This is a genomic window from bacterium (genome assembly GCA_026129405.1).
Lineage (GTDB): Bacteria > Desulfobacterota > Binatia > DP-6 > DP-6 > JAHCID01.
In genome coordinates this window covers 17,237-32,946 of record JAHCID010000012.1, presented here as the reverse complement: position 1 = coordinate 32,946, position 15,710 = coordinate 17,237, and the positions used below count along the sequence as shown (strand labels likewise).

The 15,710-nt window shown below is 72.0% G+C and carries 19 protein-coding genes; all 19 read left to right on the top strand.

Annotated elements, in window-relative coordinates; translation table 11 throughout:
* The first annotated feature begins 3 nt into the window (after nucleotides 1-3).
* The 19 genes from rplO to trpA all read left to right on the top strand — a co-directional run bounded on the left by rplO (nucleotide 4) and on the right by trpA (nucleotide 15,706).
* Nucleotides 4-447 carry a 50S ribosomal protein L15 gene (gene rplO / locus KIT14_25255; GenBank protein ID MCW5893836.1) on the top strand — a complete coding sequence of 148 codons (444 nt, stop codon included), beginning with the start codon at nucleotides 4-6 and terminating at the stop codon, nucleotides 445-447.
* Nucleotides 440-1,750, top strand: coding sequence for a preprotein translocase subunit SecY (secY, locus tag KIT14_25250; GenBank protein MCW5893835.1), 1,311 nt, complete (start codon nucleotides 440-442; stop codon nucleotides 1,748-1,750). The genes rplO and secY overlap by 8 nt, the downstream gene beginning before the upstream one ends.
* A 19-nt stretch (nucleotides 1,751-1,769) precedes the next feature.
* Nucleotides 1,770-2,399, top strand: coding sequence for an adenylate kinase (locus tag KIT14_25245; protein ID MCW5893834.1), 630 nt, complete (start codon nucleotides 1,770-1,772; stop codon nucleotides 2,397-2,399).
* Nucleotides 2,396-3,157 carry a type I methionyl aminopeptidase gene (gene map, locus KIT14_25240; GenBank protein ID MCW5893833.1) on the top strand — a complete coding sequence of 254 codons (762 nt, stop codon included), beginning with the start codon at nucleotides 2,396-2,398 and terminating at the stop codon, nucleotides 3,155-3,157. Before KIT14_25245 ends, map begins: the two co-directional genes overlap by 4 nt.
* 8 nt (nucleotides 3,158-3,165) lie before the next feature.
* On the top strand, nucleotides 3,166-3,279 hold the full coding sequence (rpmJ, locus tag KIT14_25235; GenBank protein MCW5893832.1) for a 50S ribosomal protein L36: 114 nt from the start codon (nucleotides 3,166-3,168) through the stop codon (nucleotides 3,277-3,279).
* Between the two features lie 13 nt (nucleotides 3,280-3,292).
* The gene (gene rpsM / locus KIT14_25230; GenBank protein ID MCW5893831.1) at nucleotides 3,293-3,676 is read left to right on the top strand and encodes a 30S ribosomal protein S13; all 384 of its coding nucleotides are present in this window, start codon (nucleotides 3,293-3,295) and stop codon (nucleotides 3,674-3,676) included.
* A 25-nt stretch (nucleotides 3,677-3,701) separates the two neighbouring features.
* Nucleotides 3,702-4,133 (top strand): 30S ribosomal protein S11, encoded by a 432-nt coding sequence (gene rpsK, locus KIT14_25225; GenBank protein ID MCW5893830.1) that lies wholly within the window; start codon nucleotides 3,702-3,704, stop codon nucleotides 4,131-4,133.
* Nucleotides 4,134-4,145: 12 nt separating this feature from the next.
* On the top strand, nucleotides 4,146-4,772 hold the full coding sequence (rpsD, locus tag KIT14_25220) for a 30S ribosomal protein S4 (protein MCW5893829.1): 627 nt from the start codon (nucleotides 4,146-4,148) through the stop codon (nucleotides 4,770-4,772).
* Nucleotides 4,773-4,796: 24 nt separating this feature from the next.
* Nucleotides 4,797-5,861 (top strand): DNA-directed RNA polymerase subunit alpha, encoded by a 1,065-nt coding sequence (locus KIT14_25215; GenBank protein MCW5893828.1) that lies wholly within the window; start codon nucleotides 4,797-4,799, stop codon nucleotides 5,859-5,861.
* Nucleotides 5,862-5,864: 3 nt separating this feature from the next.
* A complete protein-coding gene (gene rplQ / locus KIT14_25210) occupies nucleotides 5,865-6,320 on the top strand; it encodes a 50S ribosomal protein L17 (GenBank protein ID MCW5893827.1) in 456 nt (151 codons plus the stop codon).
* Nucleotides 6,321-6,476: 156 nt separating this feature from the next.
* On the top strand, nucleotides 6,477-8,129 hold the full coding sequence (locus KIT14_25205; protein ID MCW5893826.1) for an arginine--tRNA ligase: 1,653 nt from the start codon (nucleotides 6,477-6,479) through the stop codon (nucleotides 8,127-8,129).
* 10 nt (nucleotides 8,130-8,139) lie between these two features.
* Entirely contained in the window at nucleotides 8,140-9,192 is a 1,053-nt protein-coding gene (locus tag KIT14_25200; protein ID MCW5893825.1) for an SPOR domain-containing protein, read from the top strand.
* Complete coding sequence (gene trpE / locus KIT14_25195) at nucleotides 9,189-10,715, top strand: anthranilate synthase component I (protein ID MCW5893824.1); 1,527 nt, start codon at nucleotides 9,189-9,191, stop codon at nucleotides 10,713-10,715. The genes KIT14_25200 and trpE overlap by 4 nt, the downstream gene beginning before the upstream one ends.
* Before the next feature lie 17 nt (nucleotides 10,716-10,732).
* Nucleotides 10,733-11,317 (top strand): aminodeoxychorismate/anthranilate synthase component II, encoded by a 585-nt coding sequence (locus KIT14_25190; GenBank protein MCW5893823.1) that lies wholly within the window; start codon nucleotides 10,733-10,735, stop codon nucleotides 11,315-11,317.
* A complete protein-coding gene (gene trpD, locus KIT14_25185; protein MCW5893822.1) occupies nucleotides 11,314-12,345 on the top strand; it encodes an anthranilate phosphoribosyltransferase in 1,032 nt (343 codons plus the stop codon). Before KIT14_25190 ends, trpD begins: the two co-directional genes overlap by 4 nt.
* A complete protein-coding gene (trpC, locus tag KIT14_25180) occupies nucleotides 12,342-13,121 on the top strand; it encodes an indole-3-glycerol phosphate synthase TrpC (protein MCW5893821.1) in 780 nt (259 codons plus the stop codon). The genes trpD and trpC overlap by 4 nt, the downstream gene beginning before the upstream one ends.
* Nucleotides 13,112-13,726, top strand: coding sequence for a phosphoribosylanthranilate isomerase (locus KIT14_25175; protein ID MCW5893820.1), 615 nt, complete (start codon nucleotides 13,112-13,114; stop codon nucleotides 13,724-13,726). Before trpC ends, KIT14_25175 begins: the two co-directional genes overlap by 10 nt.
* A complete protein-coding gene (gene trpB, locus KIT14_25170) occupies nucleotides 13,683-14,906 on the top strand; it encodes a tryptophan synthase subunit beta (protein ID MCW5893819.1) in 1,224 nt (407 codons plus the stop codon). Before KIT14_25175 ends, trpB begins: the two co-directional genes overlap by 44 nt.
* Complete coding sequence (gene trpA / locus KIT14_25165) at nucleotides 14,903-15,706, top strand: tryptophan synthase subunit alpha (GenBank protein MCW5893818.1); 804 nt, start codon at nucleotides 14,903-14,905, stop codon at nucleotides 15,704-15,706. The genes trpB and trpA overlap by 4 nt, the downstream gene beginning before the upstream one ends.
* Nucleotides 15,707-15,710: the final 4 nt, after the last annotated feature.

Below are 15,710 nucleotides of genomic sequence, written 5' to 3'. Positions count from 1 at the left end.
GCCATGGATCTGGGGACGCTGCATCCGGCACCGGGTTCGACCCACCGCAAGAAGCGGGTGGGGCGGGGCACCGGTTCGGGCCACGGCAAGACCGCGGGTCGCGGCCACAAGGGGCGCAAGTCGCGCTCCGGCGGCAACAGCCGTCCGGGCTACGAGGGCGGGCAGATGCCGCTCCAGCGGCGTCTGCCGAAGCGGGGCTTCCGTCCGGTGGACCGGGTCGAGTACGCCGTCGTGAACCTGGGCCAGCTCGGGGCATTCGAGGCCGGCGCCAGCATCGGGCCCGACGAGCTACGCGCACGCGGGCTGCTGCCGAAGCGCGGCCGCGTGAAGATCCTCGGTGCGGGCTCGATCGGCCACGCGCTCACCGTGCGCGCCCATGCGTTCAGCGCGAGCGCCCGCGAAGCGATCGCGGCGGCGGGCGGTACCGCCGAGGTCATCGGTGCTTGAAGGGTTCGGCAGCGCCTCGCGCCTGCCCGAGCTGCGCAAGCGGCTGCTCTTCACGGCCGGCGCGCTGGCGGTCTATCGCCTCGGCTGCGCCGTGCCGACGCCCGGTATCGACGGCCAGGCGCTCTCGCAGTTCTTCGACGAGGCGCGCAGCAACATCTTCCAGCTGGTGAACCTCTTCTCGGGCGGCGCGCTCGAGCGCTTCTCGATCTTCGCGCTCGGCATCATGCCGTACATCAGCGCGAGCATCATCCTCCAGCTGCTGACGGTCGTCATTCCCTACCTGGAGAAGCTCTCCAAGGAAGGCGAGGCCGGCCGGCGCAAGATCACGCAGTACACGCGCTACGGCACGATCGGGCTCGCGCTCGTCCAGGGCTTCTTCATCGCCATGGGCCTCGAGAGCATCCAGGCGCCGGGCGGCGGCAGCGTGGTCTACCAGCCCGGCTGGTCGTTCCGCCTGATGACGGTCATCACGCTCACGACCGGTACCGCGTTCATCATGTGGCTCGGCGAGCAGATGACCGAACGCGGCATCGGCAACGGTATCTCGATGATCATCTTCGCCGGTATCGTGGCCAGCATCCCGTCGGCCGGCGTGCTGTCGCTCGAGTATCTGCGGTCGGGTGAGATGTCGCTGTTCGCGGCCCTCACGATGGCGGTCATCATGATCGTCGTCGTCGCCGCGATCATCTTCATGGAACGCGGCCAGCGGCGCATCCCGGTGCAGTACGCGAAGCGGGTCGTGGGCCGGCGCATGTACAGCGGACAGACGTCGCACCTGCCGCTCAAGATCAACACCGCCGGTGTCATTCCGCCGATCTTCGCGTCGTCGATCCTGCTGTTCCCGGCCACGATCGCCGGCATGTTCCCGGACAGCGCCGCCGCCCAGTGGGTATCGGGTGCGCTCACGCCGGGCAGCTGGATCTACAACCTCGTCGACGTCGGGCTGATCGTCTTCTTCTGCTATTTCTACACCGCCGTCACCTTCAACCCGACCGACGTGGCGGACAACCTGAAGAAGTTCGGCGGCTACATTCCCGGCATTCGCCCGGGACAGCGCACGGCCGAGTACATCGACCGGATCCTCGTGCGCATCACGCTCGCAGGCGCGCTGTACATCGCTGCCGTCGTGGTGCTGCCGAGCATCCTGATCGCCCGCTTCCGCGTGCCGTTCTACTTCGGCGGTACGGCCTTGCTGATCGTCGTCGGCGTCGCGCTCGACACCGTCGCCGCGATGGAGACCCACATGATCTCTCGCAGCTACGAGGGCTTCATGAAGAAGGGCCGGATCCGGGGGCGGCGGTAGGAGCGTGGTTCGCGTTGTCATGATCGGCCCACCCGGTGCGGGCAAGGGGACGCAGGCGCGTCTTCTCCAGGAGGTCTACGGCATTCCGCAGATCTCGACGGGCGACATGCTGCGCGACGCGCAGCACGCCGGCACGGAGCTCGGGCGGGCGGCGCGGCGCTACATGGAAGCCGGTCAGCTGGTCCCCGACGAGGTCGTCATCGGCATCGTCGAGGAGCGGCTCCAGGCGCCCGACTGTCGCCCCGGCTTCGTGCTCGACGGCTTCCCGCGGACGCTCCCGCAGGCCGAGGCGCTGCAGGCGATCCTCGAGCGTCATCCGCCGCCCCTCGATGCCGTCGTGTCGGTCGAGGTGCCGCACGACGAGCTCGTCCGGCGTCTCTCCGGGCGGCTCGTCTGCCGCAACTGCGGGGCGATGTACCATCGTGAGTTCGCGCCGCCGAAGAAGCCCGACGTCTGCGACGTGTGCGGCGGGCCGCTCTACCAGCGCGACGACGACCGCGAGGACCGCATTTCCGCCCGTCTCCAGCTGCTCGACCGCGAGATCGCGCCCGTGGTGCAGTTCTACCGCCAGGCCGGCCTGCTGCGCGAGATCGTCGGAACCGGTCGCCGCGAGGACGTCTTCGGGCGGGTGCAGGCGAGCCTGCGATGATCGAGCTGAAGTCCCGCGCCGAGCTGGAGACGATGCGCGCAGCGAGCCGCGTCGTCGCCGAGGTCCTCGAGGCCGTCGTCGCCCGGGTGCGCCCGGGCATCTCGACGGCCGAGCTCGACGCGCTTGCCGAGGAGATGACGCTCGCGCGCGGCGCCAAGCCGGCCTTCAAGGGCTACGTGGTGGGTGGGCGCACGTTCCCCTCGTCGATCTGCATCTCGATCAACGAGGAGGTGGTGCACGGCATCCCGTCGCCGCGCCGCGTCCTCCGCGAGGGGGATCTCGTGGGACTCGACTTCGGCGTGGTCTATCAGGGCTATTACGGCGATTCGGCCCGGACCGTGGCGGTCGGGGCCGTGCCGACGGCCAGCCGCCGGCTGATGGAGGTCACGCGCGACGCCCTCCAGGCCGGGATCGACGCCATCCGCCCCGGACGTCACATCGCGGACATCTCGGGCGCCATCCAGGACGTTGCCGAAAGCGCCGGCTTCTCGCTGGTGCGGGAGTTCGTCGGGCACGGCATCGGTCGCCGGCTGCACGAGGATCCGCAGGTGCCGAACTACCGTACCGGCGCGCGCGGCCACCGCCTGACCGAGGGTATGGTGCTGGCCATCGAGCCCATGGTGAACGCCGGGCGGCCGGAGGTCCGGGTCAAGGACGACGGCTGGACGGCGGTCACCCGGGACGGCAGCCTCTCGGCCCACTTCGAGCACTCGGTTGCGGTCACTGCCGAGGGCCCCTATATTCTCACGCTTCCCTGAGGCCCCCTATGAAAGTTCGTGCATCTGTCAAGCCCATCTGTCGGAAGTGCAAGGTGATCCGGCGCCACAACGTGGTGCGGGTCCAGTGCGAGAACCCCCGCCACAAGCAGCGGCAGGGATAGGAGCCCACACGGCATGGCACGTATCGCGGGCGTCGATCTTCCCCGCAACAAGCGGATGGAGATCGCTCTCACCTACATCTACGGCATCGGTCGCTCCGGAGCGCTGTCGATCTTGAGCGCCGCGGGTATCGATCCCGGCCACAAGAGCGACGATCTCACCGACGACGAGGTCACACGTATCCGTCGCGAGATCGACACGAACCACAAGGTCGAGGGCGATCTGCGGCGCGACATCGCGACCAACATCAAGCGGCTCGTCGATCTCGGCTGCTACCGGGGCATGCGGCATCGCCGCAACCTCCCCGTGCACGGGCAGCGCACGCACACGAACGCCCGCACCCGCAAGGGCCCGCGCAAGACGGTCGCCGGCAAGAAGTCGGCCCCGTCCAAGGGCTGATCGCACGCACACGTAAGGAGGACGCGTGGCCAAGCAGCAAGAGGGAGGCGCCGCCAAGCCGGCCGCCGGTGCCGAAGGCGCCGCGCCGCGCCGCAAGAAGTCGAAGCGGCTCGTCTCCGAGGGTGTCCTGCACATCCACTCGACGTTCAACAACACCATCATCACCGTCAGCGATCTCCAGGGGAACGTGCTGGTGTGGTCGAGCGCGGGCGCGTGTGGCTTCAAGGGCTCCCGCAAGGGCACGCCGTTCGCCGCGCAGGTCGCGGCGGAGAACGCGGCGCGCAAGGCGGCCGAGATGGGCATGCGCCATGTCCAGGTCTACGTGAAAGGCCCGGGCTCGGGACGCGAGTCGGCGCTGCGCAGCCTGCAGGCCGCCGGTTTCCAGGTGAGCATCATCAAGGACGTCACCCCCATCCCCCACAACGGCTGCCGGCCGCCCAAGCGGCGGCGGGTCTGAGGGCGAACCGACGTGGCACGATACATTGGAGCGGTCTGCCGGCTCTGCCGTCGCGAAGGCCAGAAGCTCTTCCTGAAGGGCGAGCGCTGCTACACCGACAAGTGCGCCATCGAGCGGCGCAACTATCCGCCCGGTGAGCACGGGCAGGCCCGTCCGAAGTTCTCGGAGTACTCGATCCAGCTGCGCGAGAAGCAGAAGCTGCGCCGCATCTACGGCGTCCTCGAGGGGCAGTTCCGCCGCTACTTTCAGCTCGCGGACCGCTCGAAGGGCGTCACCGGCGAGACGCTGCTCCAGCTGCTCGAGCGCCGTCTCGACAACATCGTGTACCGTATCGGCTTCGCGACCTCGCGGACCGAGGCACGGCAGCTGGTCCGTCACGGCCACTTCCGGGTGAACGGCCGCAAGGTCGACATCCCCTCGTACCTCGTGCGGGCCGGCGACATCGTCACCGTGCGCGAGAAGAGCCAGAAGGTCGCCCGCATCCAGGAGGCCCTCGAGCTGGCGCGCCGCCGCGGCGTGCCGGACTGGATCGAGGTGACGCCCGAGCAGTGGACCGGGCGGGTGAAGGCGCTGCCGACCCGGCAGGATCTCACCATGCCCGTCAACGAGAAGCTGGTCGTCGAGCTCTACTCCAAGTAGCCGACACGGTCAGAGGAAGGCGTCATGGAGTTCCAGGAAGTCGAACTGCCCCGTCCCGATCCCGTCGTCCAGAGCAACTGGCGCGAGCTGATCCGGCCGAAGCGCCTCGAGCTCGACGAGAAGAGCCTCACCCCCACCTACGGCAAGTTCTTCGGCGAGCCGTTCGAGCGGGGTTACGGCACCACGATCGGCAACGCGCTCCGGCGCGTGCTGCTCTCGTCGCTCCAGGGTGCGGCCATCGTCGCCGTCCGCGTCGGCGGCGTGTTGCACGAGTTCTCCACCATCCCGGGCGTAGCCGAGGACGTCACGGACATCATCCTGAACCTCAAGGAGGTTCAGGTGAAGCTCAACGACGGCGTCACCGAAGAGATCGCCCACATCAAGGTGCGTGGCGACAAGCAGGTGACGGCCGCCGACATCCAGGCGGGTCCGCAGGTCGAGGTGCTCAACCCGCACCAGCACATCGCGACGCTCGCCAAGGACGCCGAGCTCGACATGGAGCTCGTCATCCGCGTCGGCCGCGGCTACGTACCCGCGGAGCGCAACAAGCGTGAGAGCGACGCCGTTGGCACCGTGCCGATCGACGCGATCTTCTCGCCCGTGACGAAGGTCAACTTCAACGTCACGAACGCACGCGTCGGCCAGCGTACGGACTACGACCGGCTGGTGCTGGAGGTGAACACCGACGGCAGCGTCCGGCCCGAGGACGCGGTGGCCTACGCGGCGCGCATCCTCCAGGAGCAGCTCTCGATCTTCGTCAACTTCGAGGAGCAGCCCGTGGCCGCCGAGACCGAGGAGCGCAGCGAGACGCCGGTCAACGACAATCTGTTCCGTCCGGTCGAAGACCTCGAGCTCAGCGTGCGCTCGGCGAACTGCCTCCAGAACGCCGACATCCGCTATCTCGGCGAGCTGGTCCAGAAGACCGAGCAGGAGATGCTCAAGACGAAGAACTTCGGGCGCAAGTCGCTGAACGAGATCAAGGACATCCTTCACGAGATGGGCCTCTCGCTCGGCATGAAGCTCGACAACTTCCCGGGCCGCGAGGAGCTCGACCGCCGTCGGCTCGCGCGCGAGAAGGAAAGCGCCTGAGCCATGCGCCATCGCGTCGCAGGCAAGAAGCTCGGGCGCTCGCCGTCGCATCGTCGGGCGCTGCTCCGCAACCTGGTCACCGCGCTGCTCCAGCACGAGGCGGTGCAGACCACCGACGCCAAGGCCAAGGAGCTGAAGCGCTGGGGTGATCGCATGATCACCCTGGGGAAGGCGGGAACCCTGCACGCGCGCCGCCGTGCCGCCACCGTGCTCCAACGCGCCGGCGTCGTGAAGAAGCTCTTCGACGAGCTCGGGCCGCGCTATGCGGCGCGGCCGGGCGGCTACACGCGAGTGGTGAAGCTCGGCGTGCGCCACGGCGACGCCGCCTCGATGTCGCTGGTCGAGCTCGTCGACCGGCCGGGCAGCGAGGGCGGTGACAAGGGCAAGAAGAAGCCGTCACGGCGCCGCCAGACTGCAAAGGGCGAGGAGTCGCCGCGCAAGCGGGCGGCGGCCGGCTGAGGCGGCCGCGGCGTCCACGCATCCGATTCGAGCCGGACGCGCCGCCGGAAGCGGCGCGGTTGACGGGGCGGGGGGGCGCGGTTACAACCGCGCCCATGCGCGCTTCCACGACCAGCACCGCATCCGCCGGAGACCGTCTTTGGCGTGCGAGCTGGCATGAAGCGACATCTTGAAGACCTCGTCCGCGACGCGCTGACCTCCGCGACCGACGCGGGAATCCTTCCCCCGGGCACGTCTCCAGCCTTCACGCTCGAGCCACCGAGCGACCCACGTTGGGGAGACCTCGCGTGCAACGTGGCCATGCTGCTCGCGCGGCAGGCAGGCAAGCCCCCGCGCGTCCTGGCGGACGCCCTGATCCAGCGGCTGCGCGACCCCGGCGGCTGGTTCACGGCGATCGAGATCGCCGGCCCGGGCTTCATCAATTTCTGCCTCTCACCGGTATTCTGGCGCATGCTCCTCGGCGAGGCGATCGCCGCGGGCGACCGCTACGGCTTCGGCGATGCCGGCGCCGGCAAACGCGTGCAGGTGGAGTTCGTCAGCGCCAACCCGACCGGGCCGCTCCACATCGGGCACGGTCGCGGCGCCGTCATCGGCGACGTCGTCGCGAGGCTCCTCGCGGCCCAGGGCTACGAGGTCGAGCGCGAGTACTACGTCAACGACTTCGGGCGGCAGATGGACGTCCTCGGCAACTCGACGCTGGCCCGGTTCCGCCAGCTGCGCGGCGAGGACACGGAGCTGCCCGAGAAGGGCTATCCTGGCGAGTACCTCGTCGACGTGGCGCGCGCCCTGCGCAGCGAGGATGGCGACGCCCTGCTCGCGCGGCCGCCCGAGCAGGCGCTCGAGCGTGCCCGCACCTACGCCGGCCGCGTCCTGCTCGACGCCATCAAGGCCGACCTCGCCATGTTCGGCATCCGCTTCGACCACTTCGTCAGCGAGCGGGCGCTGCACGCGTCGGGCGCTCTCGAACGGGCGCTCGCGCGCATCCCGGCCGATCTCGTGTACGAAGACGACGGCGCGACGTTCTTTCGCACGACGCGGTTCGGCGACGAGAAGGACCGCGCGCTCCGCCGCGGCACCGGTGCGCCGACGTACTTCGGGGGCGACGTCGCGCATTTCGCGGGAACGCTCGATCGCGGCTTCGACGGGCTCGTCAACGTCCTCGGCGCCGACCACCACGGGTACGTGGCCCGCCTGCGGGCGATCGTCGGTGCGCTCGGCCACGATCCGAGCTCGCTGCGGGTGCTCCTCGTGCAGATGGTGAACCTCACGCGCGGCGGGGAGCCCGTGCGCATGGGGAAGCGCGCCGGCGAGTTCGTCACCCTGCGCGAGGTGCTCGACGAGGTCGGGCCCGACGCGGCGCGCTTCTTCTTTCTGCTGCGGAAGTCGGACAGCCAGCTCGACTTCGACCTCGAGCTCGCGAAGAAGCAGAGCTCCGACAATCCGGTCTTCTACGTGCAGTACGCGCACGCCCGGATCGCCAGCGTCCTGCGCCAGGCCGAGGCGGCGGGCATCGTGCCCGAGGCGCACCCGGATCTCGGCCCGCTCGGCGAAGCGGAAGTGGAGCCGCTCAAGGTGCTCGGCATCTTCCCGGACGTGGTCGAGCTGGCGGCGCGCACGCTCGAGCCACATCGCATTGCTTTCTATGCTACCGAGCTGGCAGGCGCGTTCCATCGCTACTACAACCAGCATCGCATCCTGACGGAGGACGCCGCGCTCACGCAGGCACGGCTGGCGCTGGTGCGCTGCCTCCAGCAGGCGCTGCGCACCGCGCTCGGGCTCGCCGGCGTGTCGGCGCCCGAGCGCATGTGAGGACGGAGCCATGGGCAAGGCGGGGACGACGGCGGCGACGGTGCGACCCGGGTTGCGGTTCCTCGATCGCCTGATCCTGTTCGTCGCGTGGATCGTGACCTGCGGGCTGGTCTACGGGCTGGGCTTCTACACGGGGAAGGGCACGCAGGAGCGGCGCCTCGGCATGGAAGAGCGGGTCGTGCGGCTGCCGGTCACCGCCGCGGTTCCGCCGGAGGGCCAGCGTCCCAAGGCGAGCAACGAGTTCAGCTTCTACGAGACGCTGGCGACCCAGCGCGCCGCCGACGGCGGCCGCCCGCACGAGACGCCGCGCGAGGAGCCGCCCACCGCCGCTGCGCCGCCTCCGGCGCCCGCGTCGGCGGCCGCTGCCCCCGCCGCGGTGCCGGTCGGAGAGCCGCTGCCGCATCCCACGAGCTCGCCCGGTGCCGCGAAGCCGTCCGCCGTCGGCACGGGAACCGGGAAGCCGCCGGCGGTGGCGGTGGGGGAGCCGAAGCCGCCGGCGACGACGGTCGCGGCGCCTGCGACCGGGGCTTCCACGGCGGTCGCGAAGCCCGCCCTGCCGACGCCGCTCGGCGCGCCGAAGCCCGTGGCGGTGGCGAGCGGGCAGGCGAAGCCGCCCGTGCGTGCGCGCCCTGACGACGACGGTGTGATCCCGCCGACCCCCCGCGCGGCGACGGGCACCGCCCGCGCCGCCGCCCCGATCCCGACGACCCCGGCCGCCGCCACCCGACCTGCAGGCGCCGCCGCGACGACCGCGCCGGCGGCCCGTCCGGCGACGCCGCCGGGAGCCATGGTCGCGCTCGCGCAGCCGCCGGCGCCCGCCGCCCCGAAGCGGCCGACGTGGACGGTGCAGGCGAGCCCCACCCGCGACAAGCAGGAGGCGGATCGGCTTCTCGCCGCCCTGAAGGCACGCGGCTACGACGCCAACGTCGTCACCGTGCGGCGCGACGGCGACGTCTGGTACCGCCTCCGCGTGGGCCGCTACGCGAGTCCCGAGCAGGCGACGGAGGCCATGCGCAAGCTCCGCGGAGCGGGCGTGTCGCACGCGTTCGTGGCGTCGGAATGAGCGAGGCGGCGACAGCGCGTCCGATCGGCGCCGGCATCGGCCCGGGGAGGCTGTGGCCGTCGCGCGAGGACTTCCGTGCGCTGGCTCGGCCCGGGGCGCTGATCCCCGTCGCGCGCGAGATCCTCGCCGATCTCGAGACGCCGGTCTCGGCGTTCCTCAAGATCCATCGCGGCCCGTACGGGTTCCTTCTCGAGAGCGTCGTGGGCGGCGAACGCTGGGGACGGTTCAGCTTCCTCGGCACCGAGCCCGCACGCGTGTTCCGCGCCCGAGGACGCCACGTCGAGATCGAGACGCCGGGCGGCGCCACCGTGACGGTCGAGACGGACGATCCCCTGGGCGAGCTGGAGCGACTGCTGGCGCAGCACCGGCCGCTCACCGTGCCCGATCTGCCGCGCTTCTCGGGCGGCGCCGTCGGCTACGTCGGCTACGACATGGTGCGCACGTTCGAGCGCCTGCCGGTGCGCGCGACGGACGACCTGGCGCTTCCCGAGGCGCACCTCATGCTCGCCGACACGGTGCTGGTCTTCGACAACGTGGCGCAGACGATCACCGCCGTGACGCACGCGCGCTGCGCCGACGACGTCGCGCCCGACGCCGCGTTCGACGCCGCCGTCGCCCGGCTCGACGCGCTCCTCGGCCGGCTCGACGCCCCGGTCGCACCGCCGCCCGTCGCGACGGCGCCGCCGGCCGAGCCGATCGCGAGCGTCACGCCGGAGCGGTATATGGACGACGTCGAGCGGGTGAAGGAGTACATCCGCGCGGGCGACGTCATCCAGGTGGTGCTCGCGCAACGCTTCGAGCGGCCGCTCGCCGCCGCAGCGTTCGACGTCTACCGCTGCCTGCGGCGCGTGAACCCGTCGCCGTACATGTTCTACCTGGCGCTCGGCCCGCACACGCTCGCGGGGGCGTCGCCGGAGACGATGGCCCGCGTCGACGAGGACGGCCTCGTCACGGTGCGGCCGATCGCGGGCACCCGGCCGCGTGGGAGCAGCGAGCGCGCCGACGCCGCCCTGGCCGACGAGCTGTCTGCCGATCCGAAGGAGCTCGCCGAGCACGTCATGCTGCTCGACCTCGGCCGCAACGACGTCGGCCGCGTGGCGCAGATCGGCTCGGTGCAGGTGACGGAGTCGTTCGCCATCGAGCGGTACTCGCACGTGATGCACCTGGTCTCGAACGTCTGCGGGCGCCTGGCGCCCGGGCGTACCGCGTTCGACGCGTTCCGTGCCGCGTTCCCGGCGGGCACGCTCACCGGCGCGCCCAAGATCCGCGCGATGGAGATCATCGAGGAGCTCGAGCCCGTGCGGCGTGGCACGTACGGCGGCGCGGTCGGCTACTTCGGGTTCAACGGCGCCATGGACACCGCGATCGCGATCCGCTGCGTCCTCATGCGCGAGGGCCGCGCGTTCGTGCAGGCGGGTGCCGGCATCGTCGCCGACTCCGATCCCGAGTCCGAGCATCGCGAGTGCGTCAACAAGGCCCGCGCCGTGCTCCAGGCGATCCGCCTGGCGGAGTCGATGCGATGAGCGCGCCGCGGCTCCTCATGATCGACAACTACGACTCGTTCACCTGGAACCTCGTCCAGTATCTCGGGGAGCTGGGTGCCGACGTCGAGGTGCGGCGCAACGACGCCGTCGGCGTCGACGAGATCGCCGCCGCGCCGCCCGACGCCATCGTGGTCTCGCCGGGCCCGTGCACGCCGCGCGAGGCGGGGGTGTCGGTGCCGGTGATCGAGCGCTTCGCGGGGGAGATCCCGATCCTGGGCGTGTGCCTCGGGCATCAGGCCATCGGCGCCGCGTTCGGCGGCAGGATCGTGCGGGCGCAGCGGATCATGCACGGCAAGACGTCGCCCATCCGGCACGCGGGGGAGGGGGTGTTCGCCGGCCTGCCGGATCCCTTCGACGCCACCCGCTACCACTCGCTCGTCATCGAGCCGGCGTCGCTGCCCGCCTGCCTCGAGCGCACGGCGTGGACCGACGACGACGAGATCATGGGCGTCCGCCACCGCACCCTCGCCGTCGAGGGCGTGCAGTTCCATCCGGAGTCCATCCTGACCCGCGAGGGCAAGCGGTTGCTGGCCAACTTCCTCGCCGCGCTGCCCGGCGGCACGGAGCCGCCGCACCGGTGACTCCGAAGGAGGCGCTGGCCGCGGTGGTCGCGCGGCGCGACCTCGCGGGCGACGAGCTGGCCTCCGCGTTCGAGGCCGTTCTCGCCGGCGGGGCGACACCCGCGCAGGTGGGTGCGCTGCTCGTCGGGCTGCGCCTGAAGGGCGAGACGCCGGAGGAGCTGGCCGCCGCGGCGCGCGTGCTGCGGCGGCACGTCGTGCCGCTGCCGGACGCGCCCGCGGGCGCGGTCGACACCTGCGGCACCGGCGGCGACGGCGTGCACACGTTCAACATCTCGACGGCTGCGGCGCTCGTCGTCGCCGCCTGCGGCGTGCCGGTGGCGAAGCACGGCAACCGCGCCGTCTCCGGCAGCGTCGGCAGTGCCGACGTGCTCGAGCGCCTCGGCGTACGGCTCGAGCTGCCGCCCGCCGCGTTGGTCGCCTGCCTGCGCGAGACGGGCATCGCCTTCCTGTTCGCGCCCGCGTTCCATCCCGCGCTGCGCCAGCTGGCGGCGGTCCGGCGCGAGCTCGGGGTGCGCACGTTCCTGAACCTCCTCGGGCCGCTCGTGAACCCGGCCGGCGTGCGACGGCAGGTGGTGGGCGTCGCCGAGGCGGGCCTCGTCGAGCCGATCGCGCGCGTGCTGCTGGCGCTCGGCGCCGAGCGGGCGTGGGTCGTGCACGGCAGCGGCGGGCTCGACGAGATCGCGCTCTGCGGGCCGACCGAGGTCGCCGAGGTCGCCGGCGGCGTGGTCCGGCGCTTCACGGTCGCACCGGCGGACGCGGGGCTCGCGCCCGCCCCGATCGACGCCCTCGTCGTCGACGGCACGGTGGCGTCGGCGGCGTGCATCCGGGCGGTGCTCGACGGGACGCCAGGCCCGGCGCGCGACGTCGTGTGCCTCAACGCCGGCGCGGTGCTCGTGGTTGCAGGTGTCGCGTGGGATCTCGCTGCCGGCGTCGCGCGCGCCGCGGCGGCGATCGACGCCGGCGCCGCGCGGCAGCTGCTCGCCCGTCTGGTCGCGTTCACGGCCGGCGCGGCGGAGGGGGCGGCGTGATCCTCGACGAGATCCTGGCGCACAAGGCCACCGAGGTCGCGGCGGTGCGGCGGGCGACGCCGGCGAGCGCGCTCTACGACCGGCCGCACTGGGCGGCGCCGCGCCGCGGCTTCCGGGCGGCGCTGGCGGCGGCGACCCCGCCCGCCGTCATCGCCGAGATCAAGCGCGCCTCGCCGTCGCGCGGCCTCATCCGTGCCGAGTTCGATCCGCCGGCGCACGCGCGCAGCTACGCCGGCGCCGGGGCGACGGCGATCTCCGTGCTGACCGACCGCCGCTTCTTCCAGGGCGACCTCGCACACCTCGCCGCGGTCCGCGACGCCTGTACGCTGCCGCTCCTGCGCAAGGACTTCCTCGTCGATCCCTACCAGGTGGCCGAGGCGCGCGCCTTCGGCGCCGACGCCGTGCTCGTCATCGCCGCCGCCGGCACGCCGGCGCGCCGCGCCGAGCTGCTCGCGGCGGCGGCCGAGCACGGGCTCGACGTGCTCGTCGAGGTGCACGACGAGGTGGAGCTCGACTGGGCGGCACAGGTGGGCGCGACGCTGATCGGCGTCAACAACCGCGACCTGCGCACGTTCGAGACCCGCCTCGAGACCACCGAGCGGCTCGCACCGCGCATGCCGCCGGGGACGCTGCTGGTCGCCGAGAGCGGGCTCCACGCGCCGGCGGATCTGCGCCGCATGACGGCGGCCGGGGCGCGGGCGGTGCTGGTCGGCGAAGCCTTCATGGCGAAGCCGGATCCCGGTGCGGCGCTCGCGGAGCTGCTCGCGTGCCGGTGATCGTCAAGATCTGCGGGGTGCGGACGCCGGACGACGCGCGCGCCGCGGTCGACGCCGGCGCCGACCTGCTCGGCCTCAACTTCCACCCGCCGAGCCCGCGCTGCCTCGACCTGGAGACCGCACGCCGCATCGCCGCCGCGGTCCCGCGCACGCCGCTCGTCGGGGTCTTCGTCGACGCCCCGCGCGAGCGCGTCGCCGCGCTCGCCGACGCCGTCGGTCTGGCGATGCTCCAGTTCCACGGTGACGAGCCGCCGGACCACTGCGCCGGCTGGGATCGTCCCGTCGTGAAGGCGCTGCGTGCCCGCCCCGGCGACGATCTGCCGGCGCGGGCTGCTGCGTACTCCACCATCGATTACCTGTTGCTCGACAGCTGGCTCGCCGGCGTACCCGGAGGGACCGGCATCCCCATCGACCCCGAGGCCGCCCGCGGCCTCGATCCCGCGCGCCTCTTCGTCGCCGGCGGGCTCGGGCCCGACACCGTCGTCGAGGTCGTGCGCCGCCTGCGGCCGTACGGCGTCGACGTCGCGTCCGGCGTCGAGCGCGCCCCGGGAGTGAAGGACCATGGCAAGATCCAGGAGTTCGTCCGCCGCGCCAAAGCTGCCTGATCGCGACGGCCACTTCGGCGTCTTCGGCGGCCGCTACGTCGCCGAGACGCTCATGCCCGCGCTGCTCGAGCTCGAGCAGGCGTGGAAGAAGCTGCGCCGCGAGGCGAAGTTCCGCCGCGAGTTCCGGAGCTGGCTCCAGGAGTACGCCGGGCGGCCGACGCGGCTCTACTTCGCCCGGAGGCTCTCGCAGCGTCTCGGCGGCGCGCGCATCTACCTGAAGCGCGAGGACCTGCTCCACACCGGGGCGCACAAGATCAACAACACGATCGGGCAGGCGCTGGTCGCGCGCCGTCTCAAGAAGCCGCGCCTCATCGCCGAGACGGGGGCCGGGCAGCACGGCGTCGCCACGGCGACGGTGGCCGCGCTCTTCGGCCTCGAGTGCGAGGTCTTCATGGGCGCCGAGGACGTGCGCCGGCAGAGCCTCAACGTCTTCCGCATGAAGCTCCTCGGCGCCAGGGTGCGCGTCGTGGAGTCGGGCTCCTGCACGCTGAAGGACGCGATGAACGAGGCGCTGCGCGACTGGATCGCGACGGTGCGCAACACGTTCTACGTGATCGGGACGGTCGCCGGACCGCACCCGTATCCGGAGATGGTGCGCGAGTTCCAGGCGGTGATCGGTCACGAGGCGCGACGGCAGATGAGGAAGCTCGCCGGCCGGCTGCCCGATCAGGTGATCGCCTGCGTCGGCGGCGGCAGCAACGCCATCGGCGCGTTCCACGCCTTCCGCAACGACGCGCGCGTCGAGCTGATCGGCGTCGAGGCCGCCGGCCGCGGCATGGAGACCGGCGATCACGCCGCGTCGCTGACGGCGGGGCAGATCGGCGTCCTCCACGGCAACAAGACCTACCTGCTCCAGGACGAGACCGGGCAGATCCGCAACGCCCACTCGATCTCGGCGGGTCTCGATTATCCCGGGGTCGGTCCGGAGCACGCCTGGCTGCGCGACAGCGGGCGGGCGACCTACGTCACGGTGACGGACGACGAAGCCGTCGAGGCGCTGCGCCTGCTCACCGCCACCGAGGGCATCATCCCGGCGCTCGAGAGCGCGCACGCGATCGCGCACGCGATTCGCGTGGCGCCGCGGCTCGATCCCCGCAAGATCCTGCTCGTCAACCTGTCGGGCCGCGGCGACAAGGACATGAACACCGTCGCCAACCATCTCGGAGTACCGCTGACGTGAGCCGCATCGCCACCACGCTCGCGACCCTCGGGGCGCAGGGCCGCGCCGCCCTGGTTCCCTACGTCACCGCCGGCGATCCCGACCTCGACGCCACCGGGCGCATCGTGCGCGCCATGGTCGCGGCGGGTGCCGATCTCGTCGAGCTCGGGGTGCCGTTCTCGGACCCCATGGCGGACGGTCCCGTGCTCCAGCGCTCGGCGGCCCGCGCCCTGCGCGCGGGCACGACGTTGCCGCGCGTCCTCGAGCTCGTCGCCGACCTGCGTCGCGATCTCGACACGCCGATCGTGCTCTTCGGCTACTACAATCCGATCTTCCGCTACGGCGTCGAAGCGTTGGCCCGTGACGCCGCCCGCGCCGGCGCCGACGGCGTGCTCTGCGTCGACCTGCCGCCCGAGGAGGCCGGCGAGCTGCGGGCCGCGACGCGTGCCCACGCCCTCGACCTGATCGCGCTGCTCGCGCCCACCACGCCGGGGGCGCGCGTACGACGCATCGCGCGCGAGGCGAGCGGGTTTCTCTACTTCGTCTCGGTGCTGGGCGTGACCGGCGCCCGTGCCGAGCTGCCGCGTGAGCTGCCGGAGCTGGTGTCCGCGGTACGGACGGCGACGCCGCTGCCCGTGGGCGTGGGCTTCGGCGTGCAGAGTCCCGAGCAGGCGGCGTGGGTGTCGGGCTTCGCCGACGCGGTCATCGTCGGCAGCGCGATCGGACGCCTGCTCGACGAGAGCAACGGCGACGACCCCGCGGTGCGGATCGGGGATTTCGTCGGCGGCCTCGCGGCCGCCATGCGCGCCGCCGGACGCTGAGGCG